Origin of the sequence: Nitrospirillum viridazoti CBAmc, from assembly GCF_000730165.1 — a bacterium.
GTDB lineage: Bacteria > Pseudomonadota > Alphaproteobacteria > Azospirillales > Azospirillaceae > Nitrospirillum > Nitrospirillum viridazoti.
The window spans coordinates 2289671-2314097 of sequence record NZ_CP022110.1 but is presented as its reverse complement, the minus strand read 5'-3'; the positions used below and the strand labels follow the sequence as shown (position 1 = coordinate 2314097).

Sequence of the window (24427 nt, the reverse complement as noted above, 5' to 3'; positions counted from 1 at the left end):
GAGCCAAGGGATGGATGCCTAGGGTGGATTATATCAGCACGCGGGGCCGGGCGCCGGCCTTGGGCTTTGAGGATGCGCTGCTGGCGGGCTTGGCCCGTGACGGCGGCCTGTATGTGCCGGCGGCCTGGCCGGCCTTCGACGCCAGCGCCTTGCGCGCCCTGCGTGGCCTCAGCTATGGCGAGCTGGCCACCCGCGTGATGGCCCCCTTCATGGGCGGCGCCATTTCCGAGGATGAGTTGCGTGCCCTGGTGCATGACGCCTATGGCAGCTTCGCCCACGCCGCCGTCACCCCCCTGACCCAGCTGGGGCAGGAGGAATGGGTGCTGGAGCTGTTCCACGGCCCCACCCTGGCCTTCAAGGATGTGGCGCTGCAACTGCTGGGCCGCCTGTTCGACCATGTGCTGGCCAAGCGCGGCCGTCGTATCACCGTGGTGGGCGCCACCTCGGGCGACACCGGTTCAGCCGCCATCGAGGCCTGCCGGGATCGTGAGCTGGTGGACATCGTCATCCTGCACCCCAAGGGCCGCACGTCCGAGGTGCAGCGCCGGCAGATGACCACCGTGCTGTCGCCCAACGTGCACAACGTGGCGTTGGAAGGGACCTTCGACGACTGCCAGGCCATCGTGAAGGCCCTGTTCAATGACCAGGCCTACCGGGATGAGCTGAACATCTCCGCCGTCAACTCCATCAACTGGGCCCGCATCCTGGCCCAGGTGGTGTACTACGTGGCGGCGGGCGTGGCTCTGGGCGCGCCGGACCGGCCGGTGGCCTTCTCCGTTCCCACCGGCAACTTCGGCAACGTCTACGCCGCTTATGGCGCCCGGGCCATCGGCCTGCCCATCCAGCGCCTGGTGGTGGGCACCAACAGCAACGACATCCTGACCCGCTTCTTCCAGTCCGGCACCATGGCCACCAACGGCGTGGTTCCCACCATCAGCCCCAGCATGGACATCCAGGTGTCCAGCAACTTCGAGCGCCTGCTGTTCGACCTGCTGGGCCGCGACGGTGCCGCCGTGACGAACGTTATGGACGGCTTCGCCGCCAGCGGCCACTTCACGGTGGATGAGCGCCAGTTGGCCGAGGCGCGGGGCCTGTTCGACGGCTTCCGCGCCGATGAGCATGAGACGGCGGAAACCATGCGCCGGGTGTTCCAGACCACAGGCTATCTGCTGGACCCGCACACGGCGGTGGGCGTGCACGCCGCCGCCCAGGCCCGCGCCGCTGGCACCGTGCCCGCCGAGGTGCCGCTGGTGTCGCTGGCCTGCGCCCACCCGGCCAAGTTCCCGGACGCGGTCAAGGCCGCCACCGGTATGCACCCGCCGCTGCCCCGCCATCTGGCCGACCTTTATGAACGGGAGGAGCGGGTGTCCGTGCTGCCCAACGACGTCGAGGCGGTGAAAGCCTTCGTGCGCTCCAAATCTCGCGTTACGGGAGCCGCCCGATGAGCGACGGGGGCGGAATCCAGGTCACCACGCTGGACAACGGCCTGCGCGTCGTCACCGACAGCATGGCCGGGGTGGAGACGGTGTCGCTGGGCGTCTGGGTGGGCGTCGGCACCCGGGACGAGGCGCCCGAGGTCAACGGCGTCGCCCACCTGGTGGAGCACATGCTGTTCAAGGGCACGCCCAAGCGCGACGCCTATCAGATCAGCCAGCAGATCGAGGATGTGGGCGGCCACCTGAACGCCTACACCACGCGGGAGCACACGGCCTATTACGGCAAGGTGCTGAAGGAGGATGCGGGCCTGGCCCTGGACATCGTGGCGGACATGGTGCAGCACGCCAGCCTGGACGCCGACGAGCTGGCCAAGGAGCGCACGGTCGTCCTGCAGGAAATCGGCCAGGCCGAGGATACGCCCGACGACATCATCTTCGACCATTTCCAGGCGACGGCCTTTCCCGGCCAGGCGCTGGGCCGCCCGGTGCTGGGCCTGCCGGAAATCGTGGAGAGGCTCAGCCGCGATGACCTGAACGCCTATGTGCAGGGTCATTATTCCGGCCCGGCCATGGTGGTGGCGGCGTCCGGCCGAATTGAGCATGCCCGCATGGTGGACATGGCGGCCGAGATGTTCGGCGCCCTGCCGGAGCATCGGGACTGGCCGCAGGAAAAGGCCAGCTATCACGGCGGCGATTTCCGTGACGAGCGCGACCTGGAACAGACCCACGTCGTGCTGGGATTCGAGGCGGTGGGCGTCCACCACGAGGACAACTACGCGACGCAGGTGCTGTCCACCCTCCTGGGTGGCGGCATGTCGTCCCGCCTGTTCCAGGAGGTGCGGGAGAAGCGCGGGCTGGTCTACAGCATCTACAGCTTCGCCAGCCATTTCGCCGAGACGGGCCTGTTCGGCATCTATGCCGGCACGGGGCCGGAGCAGGTGGCGGAACTGGTGCCCGTGGTCTGTGGCGAGGTCGCCAACCTGGTGGGCAGCATCCGCGAGGATGAGGTGGCGCGCGCCCGCGCCCAACTGAAGTCCAGCCTGGTCATGGCCTTGGAAAGCAGCATGGCGCGGTGCGAGCAGGTAGGGCAGCAGATGCTGATCCACGGCCGCCCCATCCCGGTGGCGGAGATGCTGGCCCGGGTGAACGCGGTGGATGTGGACGCCGTGGAACGGTGCGCCCGCCGGCTGTTGGAGAGTGTGCCGGTGGTGACGGCCTTGGGGCCGCTGGCCGGCTTGGAATCGTATGACCGCATCCGGGCCCGGCTGGGCCACTGAACCGATAACGATGGGGCCGGTAACGGTGGGGGCGGCGGCGATGGGGGTAGGGAGGGGCTTGAGGCGGTGATACGGCTGTTACATGCCGATATCCTGAGCACACCGGCCATCCGCCTGGACGGGCCGCAGGTGTACCTGCGCCCGGCCCAGGTCAAGGATTGGCGGGAATGGGCCGATCTGCGCGAACGCAGCCGGGACTTCCTGGCCCCGTGGGAACCCACCTGGCCGGCCGACGCCCTGCTGCGCTCTTCCTTTCTGCGCCGGGTGCGCCGGCACACGGCGGAATGGCGCAATGACGAGGCCTACAGCTTCCTGATCTTCGAGCGCTCCAGCGACCGGCTGGTGGGCGGCATCGGCCTGTCCAACGTCCGCCGGGGCGTGGCCCAGATGGCCACCATGGGCTATTGGGTGGGTAAGCCCTACGCCCGGCGCGGCTATACCAGCGAGGCGGCCAAGGCCAGCCTGGGCTTCGCCTTCGGCCAACTGGGCCTGCACCGGGTAGAGGCCGCCTGCCTGCCCACCAACCAGCCCAGCCAGGGCCTGCTGGAAAAGGTGGGCTTCGTGCGCGAGGGCTATGCCCGGGGCTATCTGCGCATCGACGGCCGCTGGGCCGACCATGTGCTGTACGGCATCCTGCGCGACGACTGGCGCGGTTAGCGCTTTCCAGCTAGAGGGCCCCCAGCGCCTTCAGGATCTCATGGTGCCGGTCGGCACCCATGCCTGCTCGCTGTTCCCGCGCCAGCGGCGACATGTCGTCGTTGGTGAGGCGCAGCATGGGCCGCTCGCTGGCGGTGCCGAACTGGATCAGCACCGGCTGTCCCAGTGGCGCGCCGTAGAGGCTGATGACGTTGGCCAGCGTGCCGGGCAGCGGCGGTTCCGTACTACCGTCCGCCTCGTATAAATCCAGATAGCGCAGGAAGGTCGAACGCCCCACCTCCGCCCATACGCCCCAGCCGAAGAAGTCCGCCTGGTGGGTGAAGGGGATGGGCAGGACGCAGCGGATGAAGAAGCGCCCGTCGTAGGCGCAGACGTCCTCGGTGAAATCGGCGGCGCTCTCGCGGTCGCCCTCGGGAATGGCCCAGACCAGATCGGGCAGCTTCCAGGCCCACTGGGTGGGCAAGCCCTCATGGGTCTGACCGCAAACACTGCAGACGAACGCCTCGCTCATGCCCGTTTCCCTCGCCGTTGTGCCCTCAGGATATGGCAACGGCCCGGGTGGATGCCACCCGGGCCGTTGTCACGAGCGCGCCTGTTTCCGCCTTACCAGCTGAGGCGGAAGCCGGCGGTGAAGACGTGGTCGGTCTCGTGCCGGCGGAGCGTGCCGTCATAGTTGGCGTAGAGGTTCAGGTTGTTGCCTTCCTGCAGGGTCAGCCCGCCGCCGATGCCCAGCGCGTTGGCGCCGGTGTCGGGGCCGGTCACGGCGAAGGCGGTGCCCGCCAGCGCGGCCTGGCTGGTCAGCGCCCGGTCGCGGAAGTCGTGCAGCCAGGCTGCCCGCAGGACCGGGGTGATGACCGTGCCGCCGTCCGTCTTCCAGCTGGCCGAGGCGCGGCCGCCCACGCTGCTCTGCAGCGCGGTGGCGTCCAGGTCCTGCAGCACCAGGTTCAGGGCGCCGGCGCCCGTCTCGGTGAAGCCGTCGCGGGCCACCTTCAGCCACTGGATGCCGGCCTGGGGCTCCAAGGTCAGGTTGGACACCCGCACCCGGTAGCCGGCCGTGACACCCGCTGACAGCTCGTCCCCGGTGGTGTGGCCGAAGGCCGTGCGGCTGAGGCCGCCGAAGCCCATGGTCCGCGCCGTGTCGTACTGGTCGTAGGTGTAGCCGGCGTTGCCGGTGACGAACAGGCCATCCCCCAGGTCGACGTTGCCGTAGGCCGACAGGCCATAGCTGCTGGTCTCGTTGGCGCCGCCGGAGGTGCTTTGCAGCAGCGCGCCGGCCAGGCCCACGGTCACGCCCGGCGCCACCGCCCGGTCGCCGCCGAACAGGCCGCCGCCGGTGTTGCTGTGGCCGCCGGCGGCGTTGCCGTCGCTGTCCACCCGGGTGAACGCCCCCAGGCCCTGGGCCCAGAAGTGCCAGCCCTCCTGCGGTGCCGAGCCGGCCGCCGCGCCCCGCTCATCGCCCACCGGGGCGCCATCGCCGCCGCTGGCGACGCTGGTGTAGAGGGTGCGGCCCACCAGCTGGGCCTGCATCGTGCCCTGCATGCCACCGGCCACGCCGTCGCGCACCGCCGCCAGGCGCTGGCCCAGCACCTGCGTCACCGCCAGGCCCCGGTTCAGGCTGTAGGCGACGATGTTGGCCTGGCTGCTGCCGCCGATCTGGGCCAGGGCGTCCAGCGACGCGCCCACCGTGGGCAGGCCGTAGAGGGCCTTCAGCACGGTGCCGAGGTCAGCGTTGCCGGTGCTGCTCAGCCCCGCCACCACGCGGCCCATGGTCTGTTGGTTGGCGTTGGCGCCCAGGCTGGCCAGGGAGCCGTAGGTGGGGGTGACGAACAGGTCGATGGCGTTGCTGCCGTACAGCGCTGTGAACTGCGTGCCAGCCAGCAAGCCGCTGCTGGGCTGGGTGATGCCGGCGAAGGTGCCGGACACGCCGCCGGCGGCCTGCACGATGGTGAAGTCCGTGCCCAGGCCGGGGGTGTAGGTGTTGGAGGCCTTGCCCGTCATGCCGCGCAGGTTGGGCTGAAGCGTGGCGCCGGAGCCGATGACGTAGCTGCCGCCCGTGACCAGGACGCGGGAGTAGTTGCCGTAGCCGGCCCCGGTGCCTGTGCCGTCGATGTCGATGGACAGCACCGACTTCGCGGCCTGGGTCAGGCCATTGGTGAAGGTCAGGGTGCCGGGCGAGTTGCCGGGGCGCAGCACACCGGCCACGGTGGCCGCCCCGGTGATGACGCCGGACCCGCGCAGGGTACCGCCGCTGCCCACGGTGACGGGGCCGGAGGCCGTGCCGTTCAGGGCCACCAGGCCGCCGTTGACGGCCAGGGGCGCCTGCACTGTACCGCCCAGGTTCAGGCTGCCGCCCTGGACCTGCACCGCCGTGGTGCCGGTGATGGTTGACCCGGCGCTTTGTGTCAGGGTGCCGCCACTGATGGTGCCCAGGGTGGCGCTGCCGCCGGCCAGCGCGATGGTGCCGCCCGTGACGGTGCCCAGGCTGGCGGAACCGCTGGTCTGGGTCAGCGTGCCACCGGCGATGGATCCGACCGTGGGCGTGCCGCCGGTGATGGCCAGGGTGCCGCCCGTCATCTGGTCCAGCACGCCGGCGCCGCCGGCGATGGTGGCCGTGCCGCCGGCCGTCAGGCTGCTGGCGCCGATGCTCACGATCAGGTCGGTCTGGCCGCCCACCACCGTGCTGGTGACGGTGGTGGAGTTGTAGCCCGGGGCCAGCGCGGTCACGCTGGTGTAGCTGGAGGCGGCGTCGCCGGCCGCCACGATGGTGTAGCTGGCGCCGCTGGTCAGGCCGTAGGCGTATTGCGAGGTCAGCACCACGGTGGCGCCGCTGATGCTGGCGCCGCCGCTGACCTGCAGGTTGCCCACCGTGCTGCCGGTCCCCACAGCCGTCAGCGTGCCGCCCGTCTGGGCATAGTTGCCGGTGATGGTGGTGGGGGCCGTCAGCACCAGGCTGCCGCCATTCTCCACCAAGGTGTGGCCGGCGATGCTGACACTGTCGTTCAGCACGATGTTGCCGGCCAGGGTCACATTGCTGGCCGTGCTGGACAAGGTACCACGGGCGCCGCCGACGCCCGTCAGGGTGCCGAACGTGGTGCCGCTGCCGCCGGTGATGGCCAGGTCCGTGGCGGCGGTGTGGATGATGTTGCCGGCGATAACGCCGGTGTTGCTGACCGGGCCCAGCGTGCCGCTGTCACGGATGGCCGCCACGGCGCCGGTGATGGTGCCGCTGTTGATCAGGGTGCCGACGGTGCCGGCGTTGATGAGGCCCGTCTGGCTGCCCTGGATCAGGCCGCTGTTGACCAGGGTGCCGATGACGGCGGCGGCGGCGCCATTGTCGATGCCGGCGGCCGCCGTGCCCAGGATGGTGCCAGCGTTGAGCAGCGTGCCGATGGTGCCGCCAATGGGGCCGATGGTGCTGACCACCGAACTGGCCACCGTCTGCGGGCCGCTATAATAGGTGGATGTCACGGTGGACAGGGTGCTTGTCCCCGTCATGCCATTGACAATGCCGCTTTGGCCACCGGTGACCAGCCCAACATTGGTCAGCGTCCCGATGGTGCCGCCTCGGCTGCTCACCGTGCTGATGGTGGTGTAGCCCCAATAGAAGCTGTTGGGCAGATAGTTATAAAGGATGGTGGAGGACGTTACCGAGCCGATGTTGTGGACGCCGTCCCCTGTTCCGCCGGTGATGGTGCCGCTGTTGGCCAGCGCGTCGATCCGGCCCGCCACCTGAACGCCATTCACGCCGCCCCCAAGGACCCCGCTGTTGTTCAGCGTCCCAATGCTGCCGGAATGGGTGGCCGCTGTGCTGGAATAGGTGGACGTTTGGCCCAGGCTGACCGCGGCGGCGCCCCCCCGGATCACGCCCTGGTTGTCAACGGCGCCGATGGTGCCCGAAACCCTCAGGCCGGCCCCCGGCGCGGTGATGGTGCCAGCCGCCAGATTGAGCAGGGTGCCCAGGGTGCCGCCGAGCACGGCGACCGCGGAGGCGAGGGGGGAGGTGCTTTGGTCGGCGATCAGCCCAGCGTTCCGCAGGGTCCCCACCGGCCCGTTAAGCATGACGGCCGCTTGAGAGCCGGTGCCGATAAGCGAGCCACCCGCCAGATTGTCAATCAGGCCGACGGTGCCCACCGCCACGCTGTTGTTCAGCGTCATGGCGGACGTGTAAAGGGCCATCGCCCCAGAAATCAGGCCGCTATTGGAAAGGGTGCCGACGTTGACACTGCTTAAGATGACGGCCGTCCCGGAAGTCGAGGAGGCTTGCGCAGCACCGGTGGCGGTCAGGGTTCCGAGGTTGATGATTTGGCTAATAGAGGGGGTAATGGTGGCGTAGGCATTCAGGTTGCTGGCTACGATGGCCCCCTGCGTGCCCGTGACCAGGCCGCGGTTCACCAAAGTCGCCAGCGTGCCCGACGAGACAAAGACGCCTGCGTAGCCCCCGGCGATGGTGCCCGTGGTCCCGTTGACCAGGGTATCAAGCGCCGGTGTGATGGAACCGGCACCATAATAGTAATACCCAATCTCGACGCCGCCGTTGGTCGATCCTTGGATCAAGCCATCGTTGCTAAGGGTGCCAATGTGGCTGGCGCCTGTCAGCTGGACCCCCGTGGCGCCCGTGATCGTTCCGGAAGCGCTATTGGTCAGGGTATCGATCTGTCCGCTGACATAGGTAACGCTGTAGACGTTCTGCACCGCGCTGTAATTATAATATAAATTGCCGGACACCGTAACGCCGCTGCCTAGAGTGGCGGCGATCAGGCCATCATTGATCAGCGTTCCGATGGTGCCCTGATACAGGATGCCGCCATAGTAACCCTGGATGGTGCCGCCGGCCGCATTGGACAGTGTACCGATGCTGGCCGCCGAATACTCATAGGACGACGTCGCATAGTTGTAAGAGGACTTGGGGCCGCCGGTGATGGCGGCGTTGTTCAGGCTCTCGATGAGACCGCTGTTGCTCAGCGTCCCGACGTCCGTACCGTCCAGGCTCAGACCGCCGAGGGTGGCACCCGTCTCGTTCCTGATGACGCTGGCCTTGGAGTTGCCGATTAAGCTCAGGCCATAGGAGTTGTAGATGTAGGTGCCGATGGAGCCGATCATGCCCGCATTGTCGAACGTTCCCAGCGTGCCGCCGATGTAGACGCCACCGGTGATGCTGGCGTTGGCCTTGTTGATCAGCGTACCGATGGTGGAGTCCACGCTGGAATACGTGCTGCTGTACGTCGTCCCGTTGGAACTGAAGGTGGAAGTGCTGGCCCCGCCGAGGTTCACGCTGCCCTGGATCATGCCGGCGTTGGTAAGGGTGCCGATGGAGGCGCCGGTCGCCGTCAGGCCGCTGCCGCCGGTGATCGTGGCGCCGGCCGCGTTGGTCAGCTGGCCGATGGTGGAGGTCACCGCACCGTAGACATAGCGGTAGCCCGTCCCGGTGCTGGAATAGGTGTAGGGGGTCGCGACGCCCAGGTTGACGCCGCCGCTGATCAGGCCGGCGTTGTTGAACGTGCCGATGGTGGACGCCACGGCGGCCAAGCCCCCCGAGATGGTGCCGCCGGCCTGGTTGTTGATGGTGCCGATGCTGCTGGACACGACGGTCGTGTTGGACCCGTAATTGATGTAGGCGCCGAGATTGGCACCCCCGCCAATGCCGCCGGCGTTGTTGAACGTCCCGATCGTCGAGCCTTCCGCGTACAAGCCCCCGGCGATGGTGCCGCCGGCCTGGTTGTCGATCGTGCCGATAGTGCTGGGCGTTATGGCCGTGGCGGACCCGGTGTAAAAGATGCTCGCCCCCAAGTTGACGAGGGTGTTGTAGAAATAATAGCTGTTGGGATCAGGCGCGATCGTGCCGCTGTTAACGAAGCTGCCGATGCTTCCGCCGGTCAGGCTGACCCCCACCAGACTTCCGCCCGCCTCATTATGAAGGCTGCCGATCGTGGCTTGCGCTCCCGTGATGGAGCCGGTGATCTTGCCGGCATTGTCGAACATTCCTACGGTGCCGCCATTGATCAGCACACTGCCGAGAATAGTTCCGCTGGAAGTGTTAATAACGGTCCCCGCCTGGCCCTGGGAAACTACTGAAGATTGATAGACATAAGTCGATCCATTATAATAATAAGAACCGGAGGTCGTGTTTCCAAGGGTGATCGCCGCGTTATAAAAAGAGCTGCCCGGGTCGATGGTGCCTGAATTAATGAGGGTGCCGATCGTGCTGCCGGCGAAGCTGACGGATGAGATGATAACGCCGGCATTTGTCAGGGTGCCGACGTTTACTGTTTCCAGGGTCGAGTTGCTCGCCATCCGGGCGGTGCCGTCGAGGCCAATCCCCAATAAGAAGTAGGGAGTTGGGAAGGGTCTGATGGTGCCATTGTTCTCAATGGTACCGATGGTGGCCCCCTGGATGCGAAGGCTTGAGGAGCCGCCTTGGATGACAGCGCCTGCGGCGTTGCTCAGCAGTCCAATCGTGGCGGGTTGATAGGTGCCATTGATGGTGGCGCCATGGATGGTCATGCCGACGTCGGAGGCCCCGTAATAAGGACCTGTCAGCTTGATGGTGCCGGTGTTGGAAATTGTTCCTATGGAGCCGGAGGCGTTGACTGCGGGGACGAACGTGCTGCTGCTGATGGTGCCGCTGTTCGCCAGATTGCCCGAAGTGATGGTCACGGCCGCAGACGTGCCCGTAACGTTGATGTCTGCCCGCGCGGGGTACTGCCACGACGTGGCGAGCGCCAGGACGGACGCGCCCAGCAGCAGGGCTTTGGTACGGTTCGGGGCAGAGGCGCGCATGCGGGAAAGCTCCTGGCAATATGGATTTGGCGTAAAGAGAGGGCCCGGGGCCGATGGCGCGCCGGGACGGTCGTGTTTTAAAGGGTGAGGAATAATTTCGGCCCCGTGCGGGGGGCAGCTAGGCGGTAACGTGACAAGGTGCGCGACGCCGCGCGAGATGGCTTTCCCGCTGGGTAGTAGCCGGCATCAACCATGGACTGTCACACCATTCCCTATGCATTTTGATCTAGCTTATCGGGAGGGTGGGTAATTTGTTAATTCATTTTTGTAAATTTCTGACCGCGCCCTTAGCCAAAGGGGTACTCCGGCTGACCAAGGGCACCCCGGCGCTACGTTTGTAGCGAGTGGGGCGCTTGGCGGCCGTCCGTCGCCGCTTAGGCGGGAAACGCAGCCCCGCGCTGGCGGGGACTCGGCGTCAGCCTTCCTCGTCCACCGCCATGCTGGCCAGCGACAGCAGGATGCTGACCAAGCCGCCCTCGGCCACCATGAGGGCCGCTTGCGAGGGGCTGACCCAGCGGCGTTCACGCTGGTGCTTTTCCGGCCAATCCTCCAACTCCCGCTCCACCTCGAACAGATAGGCGTCCACGGCGCAGGGCAGGCGCTTGCCGGAGGGCATGACCTTGAAATAGTGGAAGGTGCCCAGTGGCTTCTTATGGATGGTGCCGATCAGGCCCGCCTCTTCGAATGCCTCGTTCGCCGCGACACCGCGCGCGTTCAGCTTCTTTTCCGGCCAGCCCTTGGGCACCACCCAGCGCCGCGTCTCCCGCGAGGTGATCAGCATCACCTGCAGGTGCCCGTCGCGAATGCGGACGGGAATGGCGGCGTATTGGCGTTCCGTGGCCTCGCAGGATGTGCTCGGCGGTTCCGAAACGAGGATGGGGGCGGCGTGGGGCAGGGGATGACACCTTGTCGAACGGGGTTGATCCAAAGAGATATCGGGCGGCGTTGCCAGGGCATCGCTGGATATAAGATGGCTCCCCATCGTACACCAGCGGCCTTGTTTCATATAATCCCCGAACGGTTGCCAAGCCGTAAACGTTTTCAGTCCCCTACACCGAATAACCTGGTGTGCCGGCCTATATGGCCGATGCGGCGTCGTTCGACCTATCCTGACCAGATGGTCAATCAAAACACTGGAAACCGAGGCGGGTTGCGGCATGGCAGCCCAGGCCGTTTGCGCTGGGCACTGGGGGAAGGCGGCGACTCGAGACTTTGCGGGTCAGGGCTGCTGCGGCACCACCTCAACCTGGGCCAAATGGCCCACGACGTGGGTGAAGAACAGCTCCCCCGCCTCCAGCCGCACGGGCACCACCGGTCCGCCCGGCATCGGCCGTCCGACCCACAGGTCGAAGCCGCGCGGCTTGCCGTCCGGCGCCGCCGTCCAGAAGTTCTGGCTGCCACGGCCGGCCGGCCTGAAGCCCGCCACCGGCACGATGGCGACATGGCAACCGATGGCGTCGCCCTCGAACACCGTATAGTCCGACTTTTCGATATGCCGGCCGGGCCGGCTTTCCATCACCACGTCATAACGTCGGCGGCCGTCATAGACGGGCAGGCGGCTGGCGCAGTCACCCCCCTCCGCATGGCGGCTGATGGCGGCCGCGGCGCTCAGCAGGTCGACGGTGCCGGGGCGCTGGTCCAGGGGCACGGCGCCAGCGTCCTCGGGGGAGGGCGGTGGCGTCTGGGTGAAGCTGACCGCGGTGTCGCGGGCGCCGTAGGGGGCGGTGTAGCTCAGCGTGGCGTCCCAGCTTTTGTCACGTAGCGTGCGCAGGCTGTGGAAGTGGAGGGGCGCCACGCCGTGAACGCCGCCGAACGCGCCCTCCGCCTCGGCGGTGTAGGACCATTTGATCAGGCGGGCCAGCATATCGCCGGCCTCCGCCGCCACGCTGACGCGATAGTCCTCGCCTTTGATGTCCGTCTCCAGGGTCATGCGGCCCAGCTTCAGGCCACCGACATAGACGTCGTAGCCCAGCCGCAGATGCTGGGGGGCCTCCGCCGCGCCGGCGCTGGCCGGCAACGCCAGCAGCAGTGTCAGGAGGGAGGCGTGCAGGCTCAGCGGGTGGGTGGAGGGTTTCATGACGCCCATCCTCTGGTCGGAAGATGGCAGCGGCAAGGCGGCCGACTGGGGTGCCTGATCAGGCGTGCCCCACCTCCGCCGACAGCATGGGCAGGCTGACGCCCAGCTTGGCGATGGCCCGCTCCCACTTGGTGTCCATGTCGTCATCGAACAGCAGGGTGGAATCGGCCGGGACATGCAGCCACCCGTTGGCCTGCATCTCCTGGTCCAGCTGGCCGGCGGCCCACCCGGCGTAGCCCAGGGCCAGCAGGCACTGGCGGGGCCCGCGCCCCTCGGTGATGGCGCGCAGGATGTCCACCGTGGCGGTCAGTGCCACCTCATCCTCCACCTTCAGCGTGCCTTCGCGCTGGTAGTCGGTGCTGTGCAGCACGAAGCCCCGGCCGGGTTCCACCGGCCCACCGAAGTGCACGCGCAGCCGGTCGTCGGGGTCGCCGCCATCGATGCCCAGTTGTTCCAGCAGGCCACCGGCGTCGATGCCGTCGAACAGCCGGTTGATCACCAGGCCCATGGCACCATCGTCGGTATGGGCGCACACATAGATCACGGTTCGGGCGAACCGCTCATCGGGCATGGACGGCATCGCGACCAGCAGTTGCCCGGTCAGGAAACGTCGGATGGTGGTGTCCTTCATGGCCGGCGCCTTCCCTCTTCACATCGGGGCCGGCCCACATGGCCGGCACTGTCCTACAGCCTGTCCCTGTCGTTCAGCCTAACATGGGCATCACGCGCCGTCGCTTCCGCTCGCCAGGGGGAACAGGCTTCATTCTGGTCATATTGCGCGGCGAACCCGGGTGACAAGGGGGGACATCCGTTTCCCTTGCCCGTTCGGCCTTCCGGGACATAGAACCACGGGTGACCAGAACCATTTCCGGCCGGCGGCATGACCTATTCTCCGTGCCCCGCCTAGAACCCAAACGTCCACCACCCAAAAGGGACCCCAGACCATGACCATCAAGGTTGGCGACACCTTCCCCAGCGTCACGATCAAGCACCTGACCGAAGCCGGCATGCAGGAGACCAGCACCGACGCCCTGCTGAAGGGCAAGAAGGTGGTGCTGTTCGCCGTCCCCGGCGCCTTCACCCCCACCTGCTCCGCCAAGCATCTGCCGGGCTTCATCCAGAACGCCGGAGCACTGAAGGCCAAGGGCGTCGACGCCATCATCTGCCTGGCGGTCAACGACCCCTTCGTGATGCAGGCCTGGGCCAAGGCCAACGATGTGGGCGACACGGTGTTCATGCTGCCCGACGGCAACGGCACGCTGACCCGTGAACTCGGCCTCACCATGGACGGCACCGCCTACAACCTGGGTCACCGCAGCCAGCGTTTCGCCCTGGTCATCGACGACGGCGTCGTAACCCGCGTGGATGTGGAAAAGCCCGGCGCCTTTGAGGTGTCCAGCGCCGAAGCGGTGCTGAAGAACCTGTAAAACCAAGGTGATAACGCCAAAAGGCCCGCGTGGGTTCCATCAGCCAGCGCGGGCCTTTTTACGACGCGGCCTCGGTTTTGTCGGGTGACGCCACGCCGGCGTTTGAGGCGAACGACCTAACGCCCGCGCGCTTCCGCCAAGCCTTCCCGCGCCAGTTGGTCGGCGCGTTCGTTCTCGGGGTGGCCGGCGTGGCCGCGCACCCAGTGGAACACCACCTCGTGCCGGTCGGCCTGGGCCGACAGCCGCTGCCACAGATCCACGTTCTTCACCGGCTTCTTGTCGGCGGTGAGCCAGCCCTTGGCCCGCCAGCCGTGGATCCATTTGGTGATGCCATCGCGCAGGTACTGGCTGTCGGTGTGCAGGTCCACCTTCACCGGCCGTTTCAGCGTTTCCAGCGCCTGGATGGCGGCCATCAGTTCCATGCGGTTGTTGGTGGTGTCGGGCTCGCCGCCCTTCAGCTCCCGCTCCGTGCCGTTCCAGCGCAGGATGGCGCCCCAGCCGCCGGGGCCGGGGTTGCCGCTGCAGGCGCCGTCGGTGAAGATCTCCACACGCGGGCTGGGAACCTTCAGGGGGGCGGGAGTGTCGGTCACGTCAATTCCTCTGGCGCCAGGCCGTAATCGGCCAGGCTTCGGGCCTGCTGGTGGAAGCGCAGCTTGTGCAGATATTCCAGCGGGTCCTTGCGTTTCACCAGGGCGCCGGCGGGTGTGTTCACCCAGTCATACAGCCGGGTCAGCAGGAAGCGCAGGGCGCTGCCCCGGGCCAGCAGGGGCAGGGCCGCCACCTCCGCCCCCGTCAGCGGCCGCACCTTGGCGTAATTGGCCAGCAGCAGGCGCGACTTGGTGACGTTGAAGGCGCCATCCGGCTCGAAACACCAGGCGTTCAGGCAGATGGCCAGGTCGTAGGCCAGCATGTCGCTGCAGGCGAAATAGAAATCGATCAGGCCGGATAGGGCGCCGTCGCGGAAGAAGACGTTATCCGGAAACAGGTCGGCGTGGATGATGCCTTGGGGCAGGCCGGGGCGGCCATCCCGCCCGGGCCACAGGGATGCCAGGGCGGCCAGTTCATCCGCCAGGGCCGCCCTCAAGCCGGGCTTCACGCCGTCGGCCCCGTCCGCCGTCGCCGTCACCAGGGCGCGCCAGCCGTCCAGCGACAGGCTGTTGGGGCGCGGGGTGGCGTAGTCGGCCCCGGCCAGGTGCAACTGGGCCAGGGCCTTGCCCAGGGCCGCGCAATGCTCCGGCAGGATGCGGCGGGGCCACATGCCGGTGAGGAAGGTGACGATCACCGCCGGCCGGCCGGCCAGCACGCGCAAGGCCTCGCCATCACGGCCGGGCACCGGCTGGGGACAGACGATGCCGCGCGCCGCCAGATGGCGCATCAAGCCCAGGAAGAAGGGCAGGTCGGCCGGGTTCACCCGCTTTTCATAGAGGGTGAGGATGTAAGGCCCGTCCGTCGTCACCAGCAGGTAGTTGGAGTTCTCCACCCCCTCGGCGATGCCCTTGCACGAGATCACCTCGCCGATCGCGTAATCGGCGATGAACGCGCGCAGTTCCTCATCGGTGACTTCGGTATAGACGGCCATGCCTTGCGAGGTAGCGGGATTCCCGGCCGGGGTCAATGGTCGCGGCGGGGCGGATCACGCCTTTTCCGGCCCGTCGCCGGTGCGCAGGCGACGCTAGTGGCGAGTTCGGCGATTTAGTGGCGAGAATTGTCACGTCGTTGTCGTCTGTTATGGAAGTCAAAAAATTTAATATAACAAAAACAATGAATTACCGCTTTGGTCCGAAACTGGCACGCCGGTTGCTTTTAAGGGGACATGGCCGACACCGCCACCGGCGACCGGCCCCCGAGACAACCGAGCTTCGCTCACGGAGATTGAAATGACCGACCTGACCATGACCGCCGCCACCCGGACCTTCACCGCCCACGCCGGCCACACCCCCCGGGGCCTGGCCGCCGCCATCCGGCACCTGCCGCTGCTGGCCGTGACCGCCCTGCTGTCGGTCGCCATCCTCAGCGCGTTTTAAGGCCAGCCTGTTCTAAGCGCCTGCCGTCACCGCCTCCGTCCGCCACCGCCTCATCTCTCAAGGACGCCTGCCATGGGACTGTTTTCCCGCCTCGGCGACATCATCGATGCCAACCTGAATGCCATGCTGGACCGGGCTGAAGACCCGGAGCGCCTGATCGGCCTGGTCATCCAGGAGATGGAGGACACGCTGGTGGAGGTGCGGGCGGAAGCCGTGCGCTCCATGGCCCGCCGCAAGGAGCTGGAGGCCCGCTACCGCGATGTGGAATTCGAGCTGCTGGAATGGGACCGCAAGGCCGAACTGGCGGTGACCAAGGGCCGCGAGGATCTGGCCCGGGGCGCCCTGGTGGCCAAGGCCCGGCTGGCCGACGCCGCCGACCCCATCCGGCGCGAAATCCAAGCCATCAGCGATAGCCTGGCCAAGGGCGCCGACGACGTGGCGCGGCTGGAGGCCAAGCTGGCCGATGCCCGGGCCCGCCAGGGCGCCCTGCTGGCCCGGCATCGCAGCGCCACCGCCCGCCTGCGCCTGCGCAGCCAGATCCATGACAACCGCCTGGAAGAGGCGTTGTCCCACTACGGCACCCTGCAACGCGACATCGACCTGCTGGAAAGCGAGGCCGAGGTCATGGAGATGGGGCGCCAGCCGCGCGGCCTGGCCGCCGAGATCGACGCCCTGGGCGACGACAAGGTGACCGCCGAGCTTGAGGCGCTGAAGGCCCGCGTGGCCGGCCGCGCCAACCCGCAAGGCTAAGCCGGCCCGCAAGGCCAAGTTCGAGACGACCCGCACACGACCGCAGCGCCCCCGGCGCTTGGCTTTACTGAACACCGGCGCACCTCGCGCCTTATGAACACGGGAGAGGGGATTATGAGGAGCTTTCAGCGTATTTCCGCCACCATGCGCCGTCATCGCCTGGCCAAGGACCCCAGCCGCGCCGTCCTGTTCGGCGTCTGCGCCGGCCTGGCGCGCTACACCGGCCTGCCGGCCACCTTCATCCGCATCCTGACGGTGCTGAGCCTGTTCTGCTTCTTCGGCGCCACCTTGGTGGTCTACGGCGTCCTGGCCCTGGTGCTGGACAGCGAATACGCCGACCGCGAGGACGTCTACGTCAGCCGCAGCTTCTATCGCGCCCACTGGTAAGCGCATCGGCCCGGTAACGCCATCGGACGGTTCGCGGGGGACCGTCCCGACCGGCCCCCGCCGCCCCCGGGAACCCGGCCCGATAGGCTAGGGTTTCCTGGAAGCGCGGCGGGGGCCGGTTCCATTTTCAGCGCCCCGTTTTCAGCGCTTGGGGTTTGATGGCCAGGGGTAATTGGTCGAACAGGCTGGGCGGCTCGTCCTCCGTCCTGGCCTGCTCGATGGCCAGGATGCGGAACTTGGTGTCGATGCCGCCCCGGGCGGAAAAGCCGCCGGTGCCGCCGCCTGCCGCCAGCACGCGGTGGCAGGGGATCAGGATGGGAATGGGGTTGTTGCCCAGCGCCTGGCCCACCGCCCGCGCCGCCTCTTTCGGCGCGCCGATCCGGCCGGCAACCGTGCCGTAGGTCAGTGTCTCCCCGCGCGGAATGGCGCGGGTCACGGCATAAACCTTAAGGGCGAAGGGATCGAGACCGGCAAGGTCGAGGGGAATGTCGGCGATGTCCACCGCCTCCCCCGCCATCAGGGCCCGGATGCGGACCCGGGCCTCGCTGATCACGGGCGGCAGGTCATGCTCCGCCGCCGCCACGGCGCCGGGGAAACGCCGCGCCAGGCGGGCCTCAGCCTGTTCAGGCCCGCCCTCCGGTAATTGGGCGCCCACAATCCCATCCGGCCCCCATACCAGCGCGCAAACGCCGATGGCGGTGTCGAACAGGATGTGGGCGCGTACGGTCATGCCATGAACTCCATCCGCACTACCGCCCCTAGGCTGCGACCGCAGCCACCAGACGTTTTTGGGGAGCGCAGCGGACTGAAAACGGAGGACAAGCCAAGGGCCGGATGGCCAGCCGGCGCCTAAGGAACACTTATTCAGCCGCCAAGCCGCGCGGCAGCTTGAAGGTGATGTTTTCCACCGCGGTCACGACTTCCTCGATTTGGACGTCGTAACGCTCACGGCAGGCCTCGATGACCTCCTGCACCAGGATGTCCGGGGCCGAGGCGCCGGCGGTGATGCCCAGCACCTTGACCTTGTCCATCATGGACCAGTCGATCTGGGTGGCCCGCTGCACCAGCATGGAATTGACGCAACCGTGCTTGGCCGCGACCTCCACCAGTCGCATGGAATTGGAACTGTTGGGCGCGCCCAGCACCAGGATGGCGTCCGCCTTCTCGGCGATGGCCTTCACCGCCGTCTGGCGGTTGGTGGTGGCGTAGCAGATGTCTTCCTTGCGCGGCCCGGCGATGGCGGGGAAGCGGGCCTTCAGCGCGGCCACGATTTGCACCGTGTCGTCCACCGACAGGGTGGTCTGGGTGACGAAGGCCAGGTTCAGCGGGTCGTCCACCTGGACGGTGCGCACGTCCTCCTCCGACTCCACCAGCAGCACCGCGCCCGGCGGCAGCTGCCCCATGGTGCCCACCACCTCGGGGTGGCCGGCATGGCCGATCAGGATGATCTGGCGGCCGTCGGCGAAGTGGCGTTCCGCCTCGCGATGAACCTTGGACACCAGAGGGCAGGTGGCGTCGACATACAGCAGTTGCCGGCTCTCCGCCTCCGCCGGGATGGACTTGGGCACGCCGTGGGCGGAGAACACGACGGGGCGGCCATCCGGCACCTCATCCAATTCCTCCACGAAGATGGCGCCCTTGGCCTCCAGGCCCTGCACGACGAAGCGGTTGTGCACGATTTCATGCCGCACATAGACCGGCGCGCCATACCGCTGCAACGCCACCTCCACGATCTGGATGGCGCGGTCCACACCGGCGCAGAAACCGCGCGGAGAAGCCAGGAGGATGTTGAGCGTCGGCTTGGTCATGGTGATTGGGTCTACTCGGTTCCGGTAAGCCCCGGGTACGGGGCCGATCATGGCGGCGGATCATAAAACGGCGCGTCTGTGGATCGCCAGCGCCGTTACGTTAAATCTCGTCGCCCTTCAATATAGGGACGGCGCAGTCGATGTCTTGTGCCGGTATGGCTGCTTCTCTATTGTCGCGGGGCCCCGACGCCGGCCGGCGTCCAACTCCAGACGAGCCCCGCTTCAATGAACATCCACACGGACACTAATATAGGTTCGCCCACCAGGAAAGGCACCCGCGGCCGCCTGGCCCTGCTTTTGGGGATGCCTCTCATGCTGTCGCTGGCGGCATGCGCCAACAAGAATGTCGGCTACCGCCCCGGTTGCCCGACCGTGGCCATCGTGCGCGACGCTTCGTCGGTGGGCGTGCCCGGCGCCAACGGCCAGTTGAGCTACACCGCGGTGATGCCCAACATCGAGGGCCGCTGCGAGTACGCCGAGAAGGGCGTCACCATGACCGAAGAGCTGCGCGTGGGCGCCAGCACGGGTCCGGCCTACACCGGCGGCCCGCTGCCGCTGACCTATTTCGTCGCCGTCACCGATGCCGACCGCAAGATACTGACCAAGCAGACCTACAACGTCACGCTGGATGTCAGCACCGGCAGCGGCGGTTCGGTGGAGCGGCTGACCCAGTTCATCCCGCTGAGCCCGGAAGTCGACGGCCGTTACTACGAGGTGCTGGTGGGCTTCCAGCTGACGCCGGAGCAGCTGGAGGCCAACATCCGCTTCAATTCCAAGCCGCCGGCGCCGCCGGTTGCGTCCGGGAAGTAAGCGCAGGGAATACGGTGTGAAGGTTCGACCGGCCGGGCAGGGGCGCCAGGCCGGGGAACCACCAGGGGGAAGGCGGGTCGCGGGGCAGCGGCCCGCCTTTACTTTTTGGGGCCCGTTGGATTAGGGTGCGCTCGCGAAGCTGATGACATCTCGCGGGAGAGACCGGCCCCCTGTGGGCTACCCGCTTGGACCGGCGCCGAAGGAGCAACCGCCCCCGGAAACTCTCAGGCAAAAGGACCGCGAGGAAGAAGCGCATCTGGAAAGCGGCCCGGCCTCATAGCAACGCCTGACCACCCCCTTGGGGTGGATTTCCGGTGTTCGAGGCCACAAGCCCACCGACGGAGTAAGCGGGACCTTCCTGGTGACAGGATTTGGGCACCCCGTGAATCTCTCAGGGTCCGGGACAGAGGGGGGCGAGCCCGCACGGAATCCGTCCGCGCGGGAGGAACTCGTCCGCCGGGAGTCCCAGCGCCTATGTCCAGTGAAACCGATTCGCCCCTGCTCGTTACTCCCCTGAACGCCCTGCACCGCGAGCTGGGCGCCAAGATGGTGCCCTTCGCCGGCTATGACATGCCGGTGCAGTACCCCTTGGGCGTGCTGAAGGAGCATCTGCACACCCGGGAGCAGGCGGGCCTGTTCGACGTGTCGCACATGGGCCAGGTCATCCTGCACGGCGACGGCGTCGTCGACGCCCTGGAAAAGCTGGTGCCCGGCGAGCTGAAGGCCCTGAAGGAAGGCCGCATCCGCTACAGCTTCTTCACCAACGACCAGGGCGGCATCCTGGACGACCTGATGATCGCCAACCGCGGCGACCACCTGTTCTTGGTGGTGAACGCCGCCTGCAAGGTGCCGGACATCGCGCACCTGACGGCGGGGCTGCCGGGCATCGAGGTCGAGTACCTGGGCGACGACCGGGGCCTGTTGGCCCTGCAGGGCCCCGTGGCCGCCACCGTGCTGGCGCGCTTCCTGCCCGAGGTTGCCACCATGCCCTTCATGTCCATGGTGAACGCCAGCCTGAAGGGCATTCCGGTGACCATCGCCCGGTCCGGCTACACCGGCGAGGACGGGTACGAGATCGGCATCGATGCCGACCGCACCGAGGATGTGGCCCGCCTGCTGCTGGCGGAACCTGAGGTGGCGGCCATCGGCCTGGGCGCCCGCGACAGCCTGCGCCTGGAAGCCGGCCTCTGCCTCTACGGCCACGACATCGACACCACCACCACGCCCGTGGAAGCCGGCCTGACCTGGGCCATCTCCAAGCGCCGGCGGGAGGAGGGGGGCTATCCCGGCGACGCCGTCGTCCGCCGCCAGCTGGCCGAGGGCGCCGCGCGCTACCGCGTCGGCATCCAGCCTGAGGGCCGGGCGCCCGCGCGTGAGCATACCGAAATTCAGGATGCTAACGGCCAGACGGTGGGCGAGGTCACCTCCGGCGGCTTCGGCCCCAGCGCCAACGCCCCCGTCGCCATGGGCTACGTCACCGCCGGCAACGCCGCCGCCGGTACTCCCCTATCGCTGATCGTGCGCGGCAAGGCCCTGCCGGCCAAGGTGGCCACCCTGCCGTTCGTGCCGCAGCGCTACTACCGCGGCTGATTCCGATCGCGCGGCCCGGGCGTGCCGGGCCCGCCTTGCCATTGAACGCCTTTCCCCCGAGGAGCAGAATCATGACCATCCGTTTCACCGAAGACCATGAGTGGATCAGCCTGGACGGCGATGTCGCCACCGTCGGCATCACCACCTTCGCCCAGAGCCAACTGGGCGACGTGGTGTTCGTCGAGGTGCCCGAGGCCGGCCGCGCCCTGACCAAGGGCAAGGACGCCGCCGTGGTGGAATCGGTGAAGGCCGCCAGCGAGGTGTTCGCGCCGGTGGACGGCACGGTGGTCGAGGGCAACCAGGCCGTGGTCGAAGACCCGTCCCTGGTCAACAGCGACCCGCAGGGCGCCGGCTGGTTCTTCAAGATGACGCTGGCCAACCCGGCCCAGCTGGACGGCCTGATGGACCAGGCCGCCTACGACGCCTTCGTGGAAGGTCAGCACTGATGCGGTATCTGCCCCTGACCGAGGCCGACCGGCAGGAGATGCTGGCGGCCATCGGCGCCCCGTCGGTGGATGCGCTGTTCGGCGATGTCCCGGCGGCGGCCCACCTGACTCAGCCCATCGCCGGTCTGGCCCCGCACCAGGGCGAGCTGCAGGTGGAACGCGCCCTGTCGCGCCTGGCCGCCCGCAACGTGCCCGCCGGCAGCTGCCCCAGTTTCCTGGGCGCCGGCGCCTACCGCCATCATGTCCCGGCCTCGGTGGACCAGCTGCTGACGCGCGGTGAGTTCCTCACCAGCTACACGCCGTATCAGCCCGAGGTGACGCAGGGCACCCTGCAGTACCTGTTCGAGTTCCAGACCCAGGTGGCGCTGATCACCGGCATGGATGTGGCCAACGCCTCCATGTACGACGGCGCCACGGCCTGCGCCGAGGCGGTGCTGATGGCCAACCGCGTCACGCGCCGCAACCGCGCCGTGCTGTCCGGCGGCCTGCACCCGCACTACCGCGACGTGACAGCCACCACCACCGGTGTGCTGGGCGTGGACCTGGTGACCCTGCCGGCCGACCCCAAGGGGATCGAGGACCTGGCGGCGGCCATCGACGACAAGACATCCTGCGTCGTCGTGCAGAACCCCACCCTGTTCGGTCATGTCGCCGACCTGACGCCGCTGGCCGAGGCCTGCCATGCCAAGGGCGCCCTGCTGGTCGTGGTGGTGACCGAGGTGGTGAGCCTGGGCATGATGCCGTCGCCCGGCTCCATGGGGGCCGACATCGTGGTGGCCGAGGGCCAGAGCATCGGCAACGGCCTGAACTTCGGCGGCCCCTACCTGGGCCTGTTCGCCACCCGCGACAAGTTCGTGCGGCAGATGCCCGGCCGCCTGTGCGGCGAGACGGTGGACGCGGACGGCAGGCGCGGCTTCGTGCTGACCCTGTCCACGCGGGAGCAACACATCCGCCGCGAGAAGGCCACCTCCAACATCTGCACCAACTCCGGCCTGTGCGCGCTGGCCTTCACCATGCACCTGTCGTTGCTGGGCGAGCTGGGTTTCACCGGCCTGGCGCGGCTGAACCACGCCAAGGCGGTGCAGTTGGCGGACAAGCTGGCCGCGGCCGGCGTGACCGTGCTGAACCAGGGCTTCTTCAATGAGTTCACCGTCCAGGTGAAGGGCGACGCGGCGGCCCTGGTCGACACGCTGGCGGCGGAACTGATCCTGGCTGGCGTGCCGATCTCGCGCCTGCATCCCGGCCAGGTGGCCCTCGCCGACCTGCTGCTGGTGGCGGTGACGGAGACGACCACCGAAGACGACATGGACGCCCTCGTTCAGGCCCTGGGAGGCAAGCAGTGATGAACACCCAAGGACGCAAGACCACGCCCGACGTCGAGTCGGCGGCGGCCACCGACGTGGGCACCTACACCGGCAACCGTGCCTTGGTGCATGAAGAGCCGTTGATCTTCGAACTGGACAACCCCGGCGTCACCGGCGTGGACCTGGAGGCGGTCCCGGCCGTCGCCAGCCGCCTGGGCGGTCTGAAGGCCCGTGAGGGCGTCGGCCTGCCCGGCCTGTCGGAACCGACGGTGGTGCGCCACTACACCCGCCTCAGCCAGAAGAACCTGGGCATCGACAGTACGATGTACCCGCTGGGTTCGTGCACCATGAAGCACAACCCGCGCCTGAACGAGAAGCTGGCGCGCCTGCCCGGCTTCGGCGACATCCACCCGATGCAGCCGCAGTCCACCGTCCAGGGCGCCTTGGAGCTGATCGACCAGCTGGCCCACTGGCTGAAGACCCTGACCGGCATGCCGGCCGTGGCCATGTCCCCGGCCGCCGGCGCCCATGGCGAGCTGTGCGGCCTCATGGCCATCCGCGCCGCGCTGCAGGCCCGGGGCGAGGCCGGCCGCACCCGCGTGCTGGTGCCGGAGTCGGCGCACGGCACCAACCCGGCCACGGCGGCCTTCTGCGGCTTCACCGTCGACGCCATCCCGGCCGAGGCCAACGGCCGCGTCAGTGTCGAGGCGGTGAAGGCCAAGCTGGGCCCCGACGTCGCCTGCATCATGCTGACCAACCCCAACACCTGCGGCCTGTTCGAGCCCCAGGTGAAGGAGATCGCGGACGCGGTGCATGCCGCCGGCGGCTATTTCTACTGCGACGGCGCCAACTACAACGCCATCGTCGGCCGGGTGCGCCCGGCGGACCTGGGCGTGGACGCCATGCACATCAATCTGCACAAGACCTTCTCCACCCCGCACGGCGGTGGCGGTCCGGGCTCCGGCCCGGTGGTCCTGTCGGACGCGCTGGCCCCCTACGCCCCACTGCCCTACGTGGTGCACGGGGCCGATGGCTTCCGCTTGGTGGAGCATGAGGGCGAGGTGGAGCAGGGCGCCCAGCCCTTCGGCCGCCTGAAGGCCTTCCACGGCCAGATGGGCATGTTCGTCCGCGCCCTGGCCTACATCATGAGCCACGGCGCCGACGGCCTGCGCCAGGCCTCCAGCGACGCCGTGCTGAACGCCAATTACCTGAAGGCGCGGCTGCAGGATCTGATGAGCGTGCCGTTCGACGGCTACTGCATGCATGAGGCCCTGTTCGACGACCGCTTCCTGAAGGACACGGGCGTCACCACCCTCGACTTCGCCAAGGCGATGATCGACGAAGGCTTCCATCCCATGACCATGTATTTCCCCCTGGTCGTGCACGGCGCCTTCCTGATCGAGCCGACCGAGACCGAGTCCAAGGCCACGCTGGACCAGTTCGTCGGCGCCATGCGGCACCTGGCGGGCAAGGCCAAGGCGGGCGATGCCGCCCACTTCCTGGCGGCCCCCCGCTACACCCCCCGCCGCCGTCTGGATGAGACTGCCGCGGCGCGCAAGCCAGTCCTGCGCTGGACGCCGCCGGCGGCGTAAAACGGTTCGGGGCGGTCGTTTCGGCCCTCAGAGCATTATTCGGAAAAGGGCGGAATCCTTGGGTT

Annotated in this window: 21 protein-coding genes and 1 riboswitch; of the genes, 12 read left to right on the top strand and 9 right to left on the bottom strand. The window is 67.8% G+C overall.

Features of this window, described 5'->3' with window-relative positions:
- Nucleotides 1-23: 23 nt before the first annotated feature.
- The 3 genes from thrC (at nucleotide 24) to Y958_RS10620 (ending at nucleotide 3370) form a co-directional block, all read left to right on the top strand.
- Entirely contained in the window at nucleotides 24-1445 is a 1422-nt protein-coding gene (thrC, locus tag Y958_RS10630; protein WP_088871954.1) for a threonine synthase, read from the top strand.
- Nucleotides 1442-2713, top strand: a complete 1272-nt coding sequence (locus tag Y958_RS10625) for a M16 family metallopeptidase (RefSeq protein WP_040845151.1) — start codon at nucleotides 1442-1444, stop codon at nucleotides 2711-2713. Before thrC ends, Y958_RS10625 begins: the two co-directional genes overlap by 4 nt.
- Before the next feature lie 66 nt (nucleotides 2714-2779).
- Complete coding sequence (locus tag Y958_RS10620) at nucleotides 2780-3370, top strand: GNAT family N-acetyltransferase (RefSeq protein WP_004272455.1); 591 nt, start codon at nucleotides 2780-2782, stop codon at nucleotides 3368-3370.
- A 10-nt stretch (nucleotides 3371-3380) separates the two neighbouring features.
- On the opposite strand, the gene Y958_RS10615 is transcribed toward Y958_RS10620, so the two are convergent.
- The 5 genes from Y958_RS10615 to Y958_RS10590 form a co-directional block, all read right to left on the bottom strand.
- Entirely contained in the window at nucleotides 3381-3881 is a 501-nt protein-coding gene (locus Y958_RS10615; RefSeq protein WP_088871953.1) for a DUF2199 domain-containing protein, read from the bottom strand.
- Nucleotides 3882-3973: 92 nt separating this feature from the next.
- Nucleotides 3974-10147, bottom strand: a complete 6174-nt coding sequence (locus tag Y958_RS10610) for an autotransporter domain-containing protein (protein WP_145727901.1) — start codon at nucleotides 10145-10147, stop codon at nucleotides 3974-3976.
- Nucleotides 10148-10562: 415 nt separating this feature from the next.
- On the bottom strand, nucleotides 10563-11075 hold the full coding sequence (locus tag Y958_RS10600; RefSeq protein WP_244909260.1) for an NUDIX hydrolase: 513 nt from the start codon (nucleotides 11073-11075) through the stop codon (nucleotides 10563-10565).
- 291 nt (nucleotides 11076-11366) lie between these two features.
- Nucleotides 11367-12224, bottom strand: coding sequence for a DUF3108 domain-containing protein (locus Y958_RS10595; RefSeq protein ID WP_186291156.1), 858 nt, complete (start codon nucleotides 12222-12224; stop codon nucleotides 11367-11369).
- 58 nt (nucleotides 12225-12282) lie between these two features.
- On the bottom strand, nucleotides 12283-12855 hold the full coding sequence (locus Y958_RS10590; RefSeq protein WP_088871949.1) for a YqgE/AlgH family protein: 573 nt from the start codon (nucleotides 12853-12855) through the stop codon (nucleotides 12283-12285).
- A gap of 313 nt (nucleotides 12856-13168) precedes the next feature.
- On the opposite strand from Y958_RS10590, the gene Y958_RS10585 reads away from it, so the two are divergent.
- A complete protein-coding gene (locus tag Y958_RS10585; RefSeq protein ID WP_088871948.1) occupies nucleotides 13169-13651 on the top strand; it encodes a peroxiredoxin in 483 nt (160 codons plus the stop codon).
- 116 nt (nucleotides 13652-13767) lie between these two features.
- Here the strand turns inward: Y958_RS10585 and rnhA are convergent, their stop codons facing one another.
- Together rnhA and Y958_RS10575 are read right to left on the bottom strand one after the other, a co-directional pair.
- Nucleotides 13768-14241 carry a ribonuclease HI gene (gene rnhA / locus Y958_RS10580; protein WP_211098484.1) on the bottom strand — a complete coding sequence of 158 codons (474 nt, stop codon included), beginning with the start codon at nucleotides 14239-14241 and terminating at the stop codon, nucleotides 13768-13770.
- The gene (locus Y958_RS10575; protein ID WP_088871947.1) at nucleotides 14238-15230 is read right to left on the bottom strand and encodes a homoserine kinase; all 993 of its coding nucleotides are present in this window, start codon (nucleotides 15228-15230) and stop codon (nucleotides 14238-14240) included. The genes rnhA and Y958_RS10575 overlap by 4 nt, the downstream gene beginning before the upstream one ends.
- Before the next feature lie 298 nt (nucleotides 15231-15528).
- On the opposite strand from Y958_RS10575, the gene Y958_RS31940 reads away from it, so the two are divergent.
- From Y958_RS31940 to Y958_RS10565, 3 genes are all read left to right on the top strand, one after another.
- Nucleotides 15529-15675 (top strand): hypothetical protein, encoded by a 147-nt coding sequence (locus tag Y958_RS31940; protein ID WP_186291155.1) that lies wholly within the window; start codon nucleotides 15529-15531, stop codon nucleotides 15673-15675.
- A gap of 72 nt (nucleotides 15676-15747) precedes the next feature.
- On the top strand, nucleotides 15748-16425 hold the full coding sequence (locus tag Y958_RS10570; RefSeq protein ID WP_088871946.1) for a PspA/IM30 family protein: 678 nt from the start codon (nucleotides 15748-15750) through the stop codon (nucleotides 16423-16425).
- Nucleotides 16426-16539: 114 nt separating this feature from the next.
- Nucleotides 16540-16812, top strand: a complete 273-nt coding sequence (locus Y958_RS10565; RefSeq protein WP_186291154.1) for a PspC domain-containing protein — start codon at nucleotides 16540-16542, stop codon at nucleotides 16810-16812.
- Nucleotides 16813-16939: 127 nt separating this feature from the next.
- Here Y958_RS10565 and Y958_RS32340 read toward each other — a convergent pair whose 3' ends face one another.
- The gene (locus tag Y958_RS32340; protein ID WP_088871944.1) at nucleotides 16940-17542 is read right to left on the bottom strand and encodes a methylated-DNA--[protein]-cysteine S-methyltransferase; all 603 of its coding nucleotides are present in this window, start codon (nucleotides 17540-17542) and stop codon (nucleotides 16940-16942) included.
- Between the two features lie 130 nt (nucleotides 17543-17672).
- Nucleotides 17673-18620, bottom strand: coding sequence for a 4-hydroxy-3-methylbut-2-enyl diphosphate reductase (gene ispH / locus Y958_RS10555; protein WP_004272219.1), 948 nt, complete (start codon nucleotides 18618-18620; stop codon nucleotides 17673-17675).
- Nucleotides 18621-18932: 312 nt separating this feature from the next.
- On the opposite strand from ispH, the gene Y958_RS10550 reads away from it, so the two are divergent.
- The 5 genes from Y958_RS10550 (at nucleotide 18933) to gcvPB (ending at nucleotide 24362) form a co-directional block, all read left to right on the top strand.
- The gene (locus Y958_RS10550) at nucleotides 18933-19430 is read left to right on the top strand and encodes a hypothetical protein (protein WP_088871943.1); all 498 of its coding nucleotides are present in this window, start codon (nucleotides 18933-18935) and stop codon (nucleotides 19428-19430) included.
- Nucleotides 19431-19573: 143 nt separating this feature from the next.
- A riboswitch (glycine riboswitch) is annotated at nucleotides 19574-19680 on the top strand.
- Nucleotides 19681-19904: 224 nt separating this feature from the next.
- Nucleotides 19905-21020 (top strand): glycine cleavage system aminomethyltransferase GcvT, encoded by a 1116-nt coding sequence (gcvT, locus tag Y958_RS10545; protein WP_088871942.1) that lies wholly within the window; start codon nucleotides 19905-19907, stop codon nucleotides 21018-21020.
- Between the two features lie 71 nt (nucleotides 21021-21091).
- Nucleotides 21092-21466, top strand: coding sequence for a glycine cleavage system protein GcvH (gene gcvH, locus Y958_RS10540; RefSeq protein WP_040843429.1), 375 nt, complete (start codon nucleotides 21092-21094; stop codon nucleotides 21464-21466).
- Nucleotides 21466-22809 (top strand): aminomethyl-transferring glycine dehydrogenase subunit GcvPA, encoded by a 1344-nt coding sequence (gene gcvPA, locus Y958_RS10535; RefSeq protein ID WP_088871941.1) that lies wholly within the window; start codon nucleotides 21466-21468, stop codon nucleotides 22807-22809. The genes gcvH and gcvPA overlap by 1 nt, the downstream gene beginning before the upstream one ends.
- Nucleotides 22809-24362, top strand: coding sequence for an aminomethyl-transferring glycine dehydrogenase subunit GcvPB (gcvPB, locus tag Y958_RS10530; RefSeq protein WP_088871940.1), 1554 nt, complete (start codon nucleotides 22809-22811; stop codon nucleotides 24360-24362). The genes gcvPA and gcvPB overlap by 1 nt, the downstream gene beginning before the upstream one ends.
- The last annotated feature ends 65 nt before the right edge of the window (nucleotides 24363-24427 follow it).